The organism is Sorangium sp. So ce693 (assembly GCF_051521375.1).
Taxonomy (GTDB): Bacteria; Myxococcota_A; Polyangia; order Polyangiales; family Polyangiaceae; genus Sorangium; species Sorangium atrum.
Map to the genome: position 1 here is coordinate 3,348,979 of NZ_CP150347.1, position 12,278 is coordinate 3,361,256.

Annotated in this window: 9 protein-coding genes and 1 pseudogene; 5 read left to right on the top strand and 5 right to left on the bottom strand. The window is 71.6% G+C overall.

The annotated features are described in order from the left end of the window. The first annotated feature begins 10 nt into the window (after positions 1–10). Entirely contained in the window at positions 11–1,579 is a 1,569-nt protein-coding gene (locus WMF14_RS12905) for an FAD-dependent oxidoreductase (protein WP_437801277.1), read from the top strand. 41 nt (positions 1,580–1,620) lie between these two features. Here the strand turns inward: WMF14_RS12905 and WMF14_RS12910 are convergent, their stop codons facing one another. After that, positions 1,621–2,769 carry an ATP-binding protein gene (locus WMF14_RS12910; protein ID WP_437801278.1) on the bottom strand — a complete coding sequence of 383 codons (1,149 nt, stop codon included), beginning with the start codon at positions 2,767–2,769 and terminating at the stop codon, positions 1,621–1,623. A gap of 392 nt (positions 2,770–3,161) precedes the next feature. On the opposite strand from WMF14_RS12910, the gene WMF14_RS12915 reads away from it, so the two are divergent. After that, positions 3,162–7,148: a protein kinase domain-containing protein gene (locus tag WMF14_RS12915; RefSeq protein WP_437801279.1), complete on the top strand. Its 3,987-nt coding sequence runs from the start codon at positions 3,162–3,164 to the stop codon at positions 7,146–7,148. 52 nt (positions 7,149–7,200) lie between these two features. Here WMF14_RS12915 and moaA read toward each other — a convergent pair whose 3' ends face one another. Continuing rightward, on the bottom strand, positions 7,201–8,280 hold the full coding sequence (gene moaA / locus WMF14_RS12920; RefSeq protein ID WP_437801280.1) for a GTP 3',8-cyclase MoaA: 1,080 nt from the start codon (positions 8,278–8,280) through the stop codon (positions 7,201–7,203). A 341-nt stretch (positions 8,281–8,621) separates the two neighbouring features. Between moaA and WMF14_RS12925 the strand changes: the two genes are divergently transcribed. After that, positions 8,622–8,873 carry a MoaD/ThiS family protein gene (locus tag WMF14_RS12925; protein ID WP_437801281.1) on the top strand — a complete coding sequence of 84 codons (252 nt, stop codon included), beginning with the start codon at positions 8,622–8,624 and terminating at the stop codon, positions 8,871–8,873. Positions 8,874–9,037: 164 nt separating this feature from the next. Here WMF14_RS12925 and WMF14_RS12930 read toward each other — a convergent pair whose 3' ends face one another. After that, the gene (locus WMF14_RS12930; protein WP_437801282.1) at positions 9,038–9,553 is read right to left on the bottom strand and encodes a hypothetical protein; all 516 of its coding nucleotides are present in this window, start codon (positions 9,551–9,553) and stop codon (positions 9,038–9,040) included. A 189-nt stretch (positions 9,554–9,742) separates the two neighbouring features. Next, positions 9,743–10,816, bottom strand: coding sequence for a trypsin-like serine protease (locus WMF14_RS12935; protein ID WP_437801283.1), 1,074 nt, complete (start codon positions 10,814–10,816; stop codon positions 9,743–9,745). A 269-nt stretch (positions 10,817–11,085) separates the two neighbouring features. On the opposite strand from WMF14_RS12935, the gene WMF14_RS12940 reads away from it, so the two are divergent. Continuing rightward, positions 11,086–11,211 carry a hypothetical protein gene (locus WMF14_RS12940; RefSeq protein WP_437801284.1) on the top strand — a complete coding sequence of 42 codons (126 nt, stop codon included), beginning with the start codon at positions 11,086–11,088 and terminating at the stop codon, positions 11,209–11,211. A gap of 15 nt (positions 11,212–11,226) precedes the next feature. Here the strand turns inward: WMF14_RS12940 and WMF14_RS12945 are convergent, their stop codons facing one another. Beyond that, the gene (locus WMF14_RS12945) at positions 11,227–11,646 is read right to left on the bottom strand and encodes a hypothetical protein (RefSeq protein ID WP_437801285.1); all 420 of its coding nucleotides are present in this window, start codon (positions 11,644–11,646) and stop codon (positions 11,227–11,229) included. Positions 11,647–11,973: 327 nt separating this feature from the next. On the opposite strand from WMF14_RS12945, the pseudogene WMF14_RS12950 reads away from it, so the two are divergent. Then, positions 11,974–12,270 (top strand): annotated as a pseudogene (locus tag WMF14_RS12950) (transposase); the annotation flags it as partial. Between the last annotated feature and the right edge of the window lie 8 nt (positions 12,271–12,278).

Below are 12,278 nucleotides of genomic sequence, written 5' to 3' on the forward strand. Positions count from 1 at the left end.
GGAGCTGGCGATGGACGTGATCCGGACCGACGTCGCCGTCATCGGCGGAGAGCTCGGCGGCTGCGCGGCTGCGCTCGCGGCGGCGCGGACGGGCCGCCGCGTCGTCCTGACGGAGGCGACTCACTGGCTCGGGGGCCAGCTGACGAACCAGGCGGTCCCTCCGGACGAGCACCCGTGGATCGAGGACATCGGGGCGACCCGGAGCTACCGCGCGCTGCGCCAGGGGATCCGCGAGTATTACCGCAGGCATCTGCCGCTCACCGCGTCGGCCAGGGCGCTCCGCGAGCTCAACCCCGGCAACGGCTGGGTCAGCCGCCTGTGCCACGATCCGCGGGTCGCGGTGGCGGTCTTGCACGAGATGACCGCGCCGTACCGGCTCAACGGGCGCCTCCTCGCGCTCCCTGCTCACCGGCCCATCTCGGCGTCGACGCACGGCGATCGGGTGACCGGCGTCGTGGTCCGAGGGCTCGAATCGGGGCGCGATGTCCTCCTCGTGGCCGACCTCTTCATCGATGCCACGCCTCATGGCGAGCTCCTCTCGCTCGCGCGCGTGGAGCACGCGCTCGGGGCGGAGTCTCGCGCGGAGACTTGCGAGCCGCACGCCCCCGACCGCGCCGATCCGAGGGCCCAGCAGGCGATCACCGTGTGCTTTGCGATCGAGCACCACCCGGGAGAGGACCATACCATCGACAGGCCCTCTCAGTACGAGCGCTGGCGCTCCCTCGAGCCGCCCGGCTGGCCGGGACGGCTGCTGGACTGGACGGCGGTTCGACCCGATACACTCGAGCCGCTGACTCGAGGTCTGTTCGCCGCGGAAGACCGGCATCCCTGGTGGAGCTTCCGGCGGATCCTCGACAGGACGGTCTTCGAAGCGGGGTTCGCGCCGAGCGACATCACCATCGTGAACTGGCCGCAGAACGACTATTGGTTCGGGCCCGTCTGCGGCGTCGACGAGGCGGAGGCCGCGCGGCACCTGGACGCGGCGCGGCAGCTCAGCCTGAGCCTTCTGTACTGGATGCAGACCGAGGCGCCTCGCCCGGACGGCGGGCTCGGTTATCCAGGCTTGCGCCTCCGCGGGGACGTGGTCGGCGGCACGGTCGACGGCCTCGCGCCGGCGCCCTACATCCGCGAGTCCCGGCGGATCCGGGCCGAGCTCACGGTGCTCGAGCAGGACATCGCGTATCCGCTCCGGCCCGACGGCCCCGCGACGTTCGAGGACAGCGTCGGGATCGGGTGTTATCGCATCGATCTGCACCCGCGCGTCGGGGGCGCCGGGTACCTCGATCTCGGCTGCTGGCCGTTCCAGATACCGCTGGGGTCGCTCATCCCGGTGCGGGTGGAGAACCTGTTGCCGGGCGGGAAGAACCTCGGCGTCACGCATATCACGAACGGCGCCTACCGGGTCCACCCCGTGGAGTGGAGCGTCGGCGAGGCGGCGGGGCTGCTCGCGACGTTCTGCCTGGAGCGCCGCGTGCTGCCGCGGCAGGTGCGCGCCCGGAGCTCGCTCCGCGAAGAGCTCCAGGCGCTCCTGGTCCGCGAGGGCATCGAGCTGGTGTGGCCGGCGCTGAGGCCTGTATGAGCCGTCGCCGCGCCACGGCGTGTGTCGGCGAAGCGACCGCGCTACGACGAACGGGGGAGCTTGACGCGGAACGTGGTGCCCTCCTCCAGCGTGCTCGTGACCTGGATGGAGCCTCCGTGCGCGTCGACGATCGATTTGACGATGAAGAGCCCGAGCCCGAGCCCTTTCGAGCGTTGTACGACCAGCTGGCTCTGCTCGCCCCGGCGAAACGGATCGAAGAGGACGGGCAGCAGCTCGGGCGGGATCGGGGTCCCGCGGTTCGTCACCTCGATCGCGACGGCATTCTCGTGCCCGCGCAGCTCCACCTGCACCGGCTCCTCCGGCGGGCTGTAGTCGACGGCGTTGCCGATCAGGTTCGACAGGAGCTGCCCCATCCGGCCCGGGTCCCACGTGCCCCGCCCGTCGCCGTGGGCCGTGAAGCGGATGATGTGCTCCGGGTGGGCGAGCTCGAACTCCTCGGCCACACGCTGGCAAATCGCGCGGAGGTCGACGGGCTCCGGCTCGACCGGAAGACCCCGGTGGGAGCGGATGCGCGTCAGGTCGAGCAGCTCCTCGACCATCCGCACCGCCCTGTCGTTGCTCGCTGCGATACGCTGGGCGAGCCTCGCCAGGGCGGTCGTGACGTCCTCGCGCTTGAGCAGGGCGGCGGTGGCGAACCGGATGGCCGAGAGCGGGTTGCGCAGGTCATGCCCGAGGACCGCGATGAACAGCTCGTGGAGAGCGACATCACGGCGGAGATCGGCTGAGCTCGCCTGCTCGTATTCGACGGCCGCAGTGATCATCACCTCGTCGAGCGCCGAATGCACGAGCTGGGCCTCCTCGCCGCCAAGCACCACCCCTTCCTGCGCGCACAGGTCCACGATCACGGCGCGAAGGACGCCGAGCTCGCGCAGCTCCTCCGCGAGGGTGTAGCCCTCGGCGATGCGATGCGAGACGTGCACCTTGGCGGCCTCCGAGCTGCCGATCTCCGGGCCGCTGGCTCCGGCCGGCGTGTCCGGCTGCGCGCTCTGCGCGAGTGAGTCGATGAGGTCGTCGAGGAGCTTCGGAGTGAAATCTCTCAAGTCCTCATCGGTGAGCTCACGGGCTGGGGCGATCTTCGGTGCGCTCCGCACGCGCACCATCCACTGGCGTATGATGTCCTCGCTTCGCTCACGGAGCAGGACCGTGATGCGCGACAAGTTGTGGCTCACCTGCGCTCTCCCCCATCGATGCAGATGCGTCTCGTCATTCGGCGCGCCGCAGTCCGCCATTGTCATGGATCCCGCAACGCCCCTCAGGAGAAGCAGGAACCCGGACCGAGCCAGAGAGCCGAGGTGAGCGAGGACCGGAGGGGCAGCACCGCCGATGGGGCGCCGAACGGTTGAGCGAAGCAGGCCGCCACCGTGGTGGGGGGCGTTCGTCAACCGAACGACTGGCGCTTCGCCGTCCTCCCTCGCCTGGTGGTGTGCTCGTGCTGTGCGCGTTCCCGAGCCAGTTGCTCCAAGGCAGGAAGATTTCAGGCAAGTAGCCAGAGGACGCTGCGTCGGTCCTGCCCGCGCGCGCCGCCCTGGCACGCGCCGCGCGCTTGCTCGATACTCCGCGCATGCGCCCCGGGGACCTGCTCGCAGGTCGCTTCGAGCTCGATCGCGTCGCAGGATCCGGGGGAATGGGCGCGGTCTATCGGGCCATCGACCGCGAGACCGGGGAGCCGGTCGCCGTCAAGGTGGGGCTGCACGCGGAGCACGCGGAAGGCGAGCAGACCGAGCGGTTCCGCCGGGAGGCGCGGGTCCTCGCGGGGCTCCACCACCCCGCCATCGCGCGGCACGTCGCCCACGGCGTCACCGCCGAGGGCCGGCAGTACTTGGCCATGGAGTGGCTCGACGGCGAGGATCTCGCGGCGCGCCTCCGGCGGGGGCCGCTGGGCCTCGACGAGAGCCTCGCGCTCGCCGCGCGCGCCGCCGAGGCGCTCGGCGCCGTGCACCTGCGCGGGGTGGTCCACCGGGACGTCAAGCCGGCGAACCTCTTCCTGCCGGGTGGGGACGTCGCGGCGGTGAAGATCCTCGACTTCGGGATCGCGCGGGCCCCCGACGTCACTTACACGCTGACCAACCCCGACGCTCCCGTCGGGACCCCCGCCTACATGGCGCCGGAGCAGGTCCGCGGCGAGCCCGACATCGACGCGCGCGCCGACCTGTACGCGCTCGGGTGCGTGCTGTTCGAGTGCCTCACCGGGCGGCCGCCGTTCGTGGGGTCGCACGTCGTCGCGCTGCTCACCAAGGTGCTCTTCGCGCAGGCGCCCCGCCTCCACGAGCTGTGGCCCGGCGCGCCTCCGGCGCTCGACGCGCTGCTCTCGCGCCTCCTGGGCAAGGATCGGCAGCTGCGGCCCGGGGACGCGCTCACGATCGCGGCAGAGCTGCGCTCACCGGAGATCCGGGAGGCGAGCGCGGCGCCCCTGGCGCCGTCGGTCGGGCTGACCACGGCCGAGCGGCGGCTGGTCACCGTGGTGCTGGCGACGCGCCAGCCCGAGCCGGCGCGGCCGCCACAGCCGGCGCAGGCCGTGGCCAGCGACGAGAGCACGGCACCCGCGCGCGGCCTGACCCATCAGCGCCGCTGGCCGCTCGCCCTTCTCCGAGAGATCCGGAGGACCGCCGACCTGCACGGCGCGCGCGTGGAGCTGCTCCAGGACGGATCGATCGCGGCCCTGCTCACGGGGGCCGAGGCGCCCACGGATCTCGCGGCGAGCGCGGCCCGGTGCGCCCTCTCGCTCAAGGCGCTGCTGCAGGCCTCCGACGTGGCGCTCGCCACGGGCTGGGAGGTCGTGGACGGGACCCAGCCGCTCGGGACCGTGATCGACCGCGCCGTCGCGAACCTCACGGCCGCAGAGCGGGGCGCGGAGGAGGCGCTCCGGCCGATCGCGATCGACGCGATGACCGCGTCCCTCCTCGGCCCGCGCTTCGAGGTGGCGCACGGCGAGCGCGGGGCGGCGCTGCTCGGCGAGCAGGAGCCGCTGGAGGAGGCGCGCGCGCTGCTCGGCAAGCCGACGCCGTTCGTGGGGCGGAGCAGCGAGCTGCGCTGGCTCGAGCTCCTCTTCGACCAGTGCGCCTCGGAGCCGTGCGCCCAGGCGGCGCTCGTGATCGGCGCGGCCGGCGTGGGCAAATCGCGGCTCCGCATCGAGCTCGCGCGCAGGATGCGCGGCCGCGAGGCGCCGCCCCAGATCTGGACGGCGCAGGGCGACGCGGTGCGGGCCGGGGCGCCGCTCGGGCTGCTCGCCCAGGTGGTGCGGCGCGCGGCCCAGATCGCGGAGGGCGAGCCCCGGGAGCGCGGCCGGGAGAAGCTCGCCGCGCGCGTCGCACGATCCGTGGACGCCGCGGAGCAGGCGCGGGTGACGGAGTTTCTTGGCGAGGTGATCGGCGCGCCGTTCCCGGACGCGGATCGGCGCGAGCTGCGCGCCGCGCGGCAGAACCCGATGCTCATGGCCGACCAGGTGCGGCGCGCCTGGCTCACCTTCCTGGAGGCGGAGTGCCGCGCCGGGCCGGTGCTCCTGGTGCTCGAGGACCTGCACTGGGGCGACCTGCCGACGGTGCAGCTCGTGGACGCGGCGCTCGGGCAGCTCCGGTCGAGCCCGCTCCTGGTGCTGGGGCTCGGGCGGCCCGACGTGGACGAGGTGTTCCCGGGGCTGTGGGCCGAGCGGGGCGCGACCGCGATGCGGCTCGGGGCGCTGCCGGCCCTCGCCTGCGAGCGGCTGGTGCGCGCGGCGCTCGGGGAGCAGGCGCCCGCGGCGCAGGTGGAGAGGCTCGTCCGGCGCGCGGCGGGGCACCCGTTCCTGCTGGAGGAGATGCTGCGCGTGGCGGCCGAGGGCGCCGAGGGCGTCGAGGGCCGCGACGCGGGCGAGGCGCCCGAGACCGCGCTCGCCATGGTGCAGGCGCGCCTCGAGGGGCTCGATCTGGAGGCGCGCCGGGCGCTGCGCGCCGGGAGCCTGCTGGGCGAGGTGTTCTGGTGGGGCGCGATCGCCCGGCTGCTCGGGGTGGACCGGGACGACGCCGCGCTCGCGGGCCGCCTCCTCGCGCTGGAGCAGCAGGAGTGGATCGCGCGGCGGCCTGCGTCCCGGTTCCCGGGCGAGGTGGAGTACGCGTTCCGGCACGGGCTCGTGCGCGACGCGGCGTACATGATGCTCACCGAGGCGGATCAGCGGCTCGGGCACAGGCTCGCCTCCGAGTGGCTGGAGCACGCCGGGGAGCGGGACGCGCTGGTCCTGGCCGGGCACTGCGAGCGCGGCGGCGAGCCCGAGCGGGCCGTGCGGTGGCTCTGCGCCGCGGCGGAGGAGGCGCTCCGCGGCAACGACCTCGCGGCCGCGCTCGCGCGCGCGGAGCGGGGCGTGGCCTCCGGCGCGAGCGGGCGGGATCTCGGCGCGCTGCGCCTGGTCCAGGCCGAGGCGCACCTGTGGCGCGGCGAGCTGTCGTCCACCGAGGCGCGCGCGACGGAGGCGATCGCGCTGCTCGATCCGGGGTCGGGCGCATGGTACCGCGCGCTCACCGCGGCCCTGCTCGGGGCCAGCAAGCAGGGCGCCGTCGATCGCGCCGGGGCGTGGGCCGAGAGGCTCGCGGCGACGGCGCCCGCCGAGGAGGCGCTGAGCGTGGTGGTGCTCTGCCTCTCCGGGTGCGCGGCGGAGCTCATGCTCGCCAACCAGCACGCGACCGCCGACGCGCTGCTCGAGCAGTGCCTGCGCCTCGCGGACGATGCTCCGACGGTCGACGACGAGGCGCTCGGCGGGCTGCACCAGGCCGTCGGGTTTCGCGCCGCGCTCGCGGGTGATCACGCCGCCGCGGTGGACGCCCTGGAGGTGGCGGTCGGGGCGTTCGGGCGCGCCGGCGACCGCCGGCAGGCCTGCTCTGTCCAGCTGAACATGGGCTTCATCCTCACGGAGCTCGGCGCGCTCGAGCGCGCCGAGCAGCTGCTGCGCGCGGCCGTCGCCCAGGCGACACAGATGGATCTGCACGAGGTGCTCCCGACCGCGCGGCAGAACCTCGGGAATGTCCTCCTCCAGGCGGGCCAGATCGACGAGGCCCGCGCGCTCCTCGAGCAGGCCATCGACGCGTCGCGCCGGCAGGGCAACCGGCGCATGGAGGGGCTCTCGCGCGCGTACCTCGCCCGGGCGGCGCTCCTCTCGGGCGACCGCGAGGCCGCCGCGCGCGAGGCCGGCGCGGCGGCGGCGCTGCTCGACGTGGCGCCGCTCCTGCGCGCGGTGGCGCTGGCCCTCCTCGCGCGCGCCCGGATGGGTGGGGGGCCCGAGGGGGCGGCCGAGGCGCTCCTCGACGCGCAGGAGGCGTTCCGCCTCATCGAGGACGCGGGGATGGCCGAGGAGGGAGAGTCGCTGATCCGCCTGACCTACGCCGAGGCCCTGCGCGCCGCCGGCGAGCGCGAGCGCGCCGCGCAGATGATCGAGGCGGCGCGCTCGCGGCTCCTCGAGCGCGCCGCGAAGATCGGCAGGCCGGCGTTGCGGCAGAGCTTCCTGGAGAGCATCCCCGAGAACGCCCGCGCGCTCGCGCTCGCCGACGCGTGGGCTCTGGAGCGCCAGGGGGCTGTCGCCTGAGCGCCGCGTCACCCAGGGGCCCGTGGATCAGCGTCGCTCGAGCGGATCACACCTACCCGCCGCGGGTGTGCATCTCCAGGTGCGCGTCGCGCTTCAGCTGGATGGCCGGGAGCAGCGCGCCGCGTGATCGGTCGGCGAGGCGGGCCTCGGCGCCGCGGTCGGAGCGAGCGCCCCACACGCGGGCGACGATGGCCTTCATCTCCTCCAGCGAGGCGCCCTGCCGGAGCGGCTCGCGCAGGTTGGTGCCCCGTGCAGCGTAGAGGCACAGATACCACATCCCGTCGGCCGTCAGCCGGCAGCGATTGCAAGCGCTGCAGAACGGCTGTGTCGTCGAGGAGATGATGCCGAACGTCGTCCCGCCGGGGAGCGCATACTGGGCGGCCGGCGCCGTGCCCTCGCCCGAGATCGCCTCCACCCGGCCGTAGCGGCGCGAGAGCGATCTGAGGATCTCGGCGCGCGAGACGACCTTGTCGTGCGACCACTGGGTCGCGCCCCCGACGTCCATGTACTCGATGAAGCGGACCTCGGCCGGGATGGTCTTGCCGAGCTCGATGAGATCCGCGAGCTCGTCGTCGTTCACGCCGCGGATCACCACGGCGTCGATCTTGGTGTCGGTGAACCCGGCGGCGGGCACGGAACGCAGGCCCTCGAGGACCTGGGCGTGGGTCGTGCGGCGGGTGAGCGCCTTGAAGCGCTCGGGGCGCAGGGTGTCGAGGCTGACGGTGAGGCGGCGCAGGCCGGCCGCCCGGAGCCTGTGGACGTGCTCGGCGAGGAGCACGCCGTTCGTGGTCATCGCGATGTCTCGTATCCTGGGCTTGTCGGCGATGAACCGCACGAGCGTCCTCAGATCGTGGCGCAGCAGCGGCTCGCCGCCCGTCAGGCGCACCTTGGCGGCGCCCAGCTCCGCGAAGACGTCGACGAGGAAGCTGATCTCCTCGAACCGGAGGATGTCATCGTGGGGGAGCCAGGCGTACTGTTCCTCCGGCATGCAATAGGAGCAGCGCAGGTTGCACCGATCCGTGACCGAGATTCGCAGATCGCCGATCGGCCGGCCGTGCACGTCGACGGTCGACGTCTGGCCCTCCGATCGCCGGGCACCGGCGGCACCTGGGAGCGGCATTGTCGCGAGCATGCCACCTTCCTCCTGCGTCCACCTGGCCGATTTCACACATCGACGGCAGCGCCGAGCATGCAACGCTGATGGTGTTCCAGGCGCGGACCCGCAAGGGAGGGCGGCCGCGTTTCCAGCTCGCGGAAGGCGAGACTCGATGGAAAGCACTCTCCTGCTGGTCATGTTCGACTCGACGGCACTGCGATCCACTCGGCCCCCGACGTCGGCTGGTCGCTCGCGATGACCTCCGCAGAGCTCAGCCGCTCCGCGTTCGAGCTCGAGCGTGTGCGATGCCTCAGCGGGGCGGGGATGATCGATCGGGCGTCGCGGCGTCGAGCTGCATGGGATGGTACGTTTCGGCCATGGAAAACACCGTCAACTTGCTCGCCTTCGGAGGCGCGCGCGACATCGTCGGGGCCTCGGAGGTACGCTTCGAGCTGAGCGGCCCCTGCACGGTGGAGGAGTTCATGGGCGAGGTGTGCCGGCGCTATCCGGCGCTCACGCCGCATCGGCGCTCGATCCGCCTTGCTGTCAATGGGACCTACGCCCATGCGGACGAGAAGATCAGCTGCGGTGACGATGTCGCGCTGATCCCGCCGGTCGCCGGCGGCTAGGTCGGCTCACGGCGGCGCGGCGCGGAAGCGCAGCGGGAGCCGCGTCAGCCGTGCTGCTCGCCAGCGCCCGGCTGTTGACGACGGGCAGGACCGATGCCGTCGCCGCGGCTCGTGTGCGCGCTCGCCGGAGGGAGCTGGGTCGCGGCGGGAGGTGGCGCCGCCGCTCACTTCACGCAGGTGCGCTTGTCCTGGAAATCACAGCTCGGCACGCCGGCATTCACCACCGTCTGGGTGAAGCCAGGGTAACAGATCGGGTCGCACGTCGCGTAAGCCCCGCTCGGGTACGGCACCGCGCCGCACGAGATCCGATCGTAGATCCCGGCGCAGTAGCTCGGCCCGCTCTGCGAGCTGCTCACGTACCAGCCGGGCGGACAGCCGACGGAGGCGTCGCAATGCGCGAAGGACGCCCGCGTGGCCCAGGGGATGAGCTCGCAGCGGTACGCCTCGCCGTTCGCGCAGCCGAGCGCGCTGCCCTGGCTCAGCGACACGGAGTGCGTGTATTCGCCGCTGACGCACGCCGCGCACTGCCACCCGGTCAGCGCCTGCGCCCCCGCCGCGCTCGGCTCGGCCAGCGCTGCGTCCTCCCCCTCGGCCGTGCCGAGGCAGCCGGCGGCTCCCGTCAGGGCCACGACCAGCCCGAGCCCAGACACCCCCATCGTCCACCGCAAGAAGCTCTCCATGCTCGTCCTCCGATGCGATCCCGCGCCACAAACGACGTGATCCATGGAGAGGACACCGCAAGAGCGTAAGGGACGCAAGGGAAAGCGATATCCACCTGCTGGAGGCGAGCTGGGGAGCTTGCGAGATTTCGCTGCGCGTGGTCCTTCGGCGACACCTTCCCTGACGTAGCGGGCGCCGGGTGGCGTCGTTCATGGCTTCTCTCCCGAGACGAAGCCGCTCGCCGTTACAGGCGTCGCGCTCCCGAGGTTGAGCGTGCACAACTGGCCAGTGAGTGAATAGGAATAGCTCGAGCAGCTGGGGGCGTGCTCGCAATACAAGGCACACTTGCGGCTCTGATCGACCGACGGAGCGACAGTGAAGCTGCTTGACACGAGTCGGACGCCCACATTGCGGGTCATTCCTCCGGTATAGCTGATCTTGTTGAGGACCCAGTTCAGCCGGTACGTGATGCTCGTGTACTTCGTCTTCCACGTGCCCCACTCGTCGACGCTCGAGGATGCCACGCCGTGAACGACGTATCGGCCCGGCGTGCTCGCCCAGACCAGGAAGGGGCCTCCGGAGTCGCCACGGCTGGCGTTCGGCCAATCTGTCAAAAGGTGCCCGTCATTGACCAAGAAGTGCCCGTCATTCACGTTGCTCGAATACGTGGCCTCAGAGAGCTTCCGCATATCCCAGTCGTCGTCGTTCGGCTGATTGTCGTGATATCCGATGCCGACCATGTAACCGGAAACATCGTTGCCGGGGTAGCCCAGGGGGAGCAACGCCGGGCGCGTATAGCTCGGGATATCGGAGTCGAGCGTGAGTACCGCGATGTCGGCGAACTTGCCGTTGGTGTCCCGGCGGCCGTCATCCGAATGCGAGCCCAGCTCGACCCCGCTCGGTGCCACGGTCGCGACCACCGTGGCGAAGTCCCCCGTTGGCAGCGGACCGTCATAGAACGTCACCGTGGTGTCGCCCGCTGGCGGAACGCAGTGCGACGCCGACAGCACGTGCCGAGGGCCGACGATGACCCCCGTGCAGTCATCTACCCAGTCGATTCCGGGGGGGAACCACGATGGGTGCGTCTGAGTTGAGACTCGAACCGTCGATTTTGCCAGGGGGCTTTTGTCGGCAACGGGGGATTCGCCGTTCGTAAGTGCTCCAGCGTGCTCGTTCGTCAGCTCGGCGCCGAGGTGCGTGTCGGGGCCATTGGGGGCATCGAGGACGCATCCGGCGATGGAATAGGAGGCGGCGACAATGATCATTGCGAGTGATTTGTTCATGATGGCTCTCCGTCTTACGCATCGTGCTTCGGCAACAACCATGCCGGCGCGGGGCGACCGGTGATTGTCGCGTCGATCTACGTCGATTTCCGGGAAAATGTGGTCCTGGGGACGAGGGCGTGTGCGTCCGTCAAGCGTTGGATGGAGGCGACGGCCTCCAGCTGGTGGCTCCACCCATCAGCACATTGGATATCCGTTCACGGGTCGGATCGGCAAGCGCATCAATTCGCGCGCTTGCAAGCCCGAGCGGGCCTGTGAGAACACGCTGGGTGGCCCTGCACGATGCCGTGGACCGCGCGGACCAGTCTCAGCGCGAGCTGGCGTGGCGCCGCACCGCGCTTCTCGGCGCGCCCATGATCGACCTCGGCTCGACGCCGGCTGCCTGGCTCACGTGAGCACGGCCTGTCCGGTCAGGGGTTGGGTCGCTTCGGCCCCTGGAAGCAAACCACCCTGTCGGTCGCGACGCCATCGCCGTCCGCCGGGTGGCTGCAGGCGACGAGCTCGTCGTGCCCGCACCCGCGCACCTGGAACACGTCGAGATCGTCGAGCGTCTCCCTCGTCTCCGCGTCCTGCTCGGCGCGGTCTGCGTTCCACTTGGCGAGCCGCTCCGGGTCGTTCTTCACCTCGGCCGGCGGGGCCTCCCGCGGCGCGTCGCCGAGCACGACCGTGCTCCACTTGACGTCGTCACGCTCGCGCACCTCGACCCTGTCCTCCGGGCAGCTATACCTCTCCGCGAAGTCTTCGCGGGCGCCTGTCTTGAGGCGCTTGCAGCCGGCGCTGGAGAGCACGACCAAGACGGTCCAGAGGCAGATCGAGAGCACCGCTCGCATTGTCAAATGCTACACGCGCCAGTCTGCCGGCGGCAACTCGATCCACCAGCATGACAGGTGCTCCCATCGGCCGCCGGCTGCGAAGAAGACGCTGTTCAACCACTCTCCATCGAGCAGGGGAGGTTCGCGAGCATACCGAGCTCGAGTTTCCGGCGACCGCTCGTCATCGCGCGGTGCTTCTGGCGGGATTGTTCCGCGGGGGCGAACCGGTGCGATCCGTCGCCCGCCCCGACTGAACGTCGAGCCCGCCGCTCGCGTCGACTCGCTGCCGAAGCCTTGCCGCTCGCCAGCGCCCGCAGGCTCTGCAGGCGCTCGTCCGGAGGCGTCGTGTCGAAAGGATGCGCTCCCGCGTTCGAGCTGAACCCCGACCAACGTCGCTACATCTACCACCTGCTCGAAGACTGCCCCACGATCGCTGCCGGACAACGCCTTGCGCAGAAATTCACCCAGCTGGTCCGCGCCCGCGATACCGCTGCGCTGGTGCCCTGGCTGGAGCAAGCCAAGGCGAGTTCGCTGGTCGAGTTTCGCGACTTCGCCGCGGGGCTCTGCCGCGACGAGCGCGCAGTCAGGGCCGCGCTCACCGAGAGGTGGAGCAACGGACAAACCGAGGGACAGGTGACCAAGCCGAACTC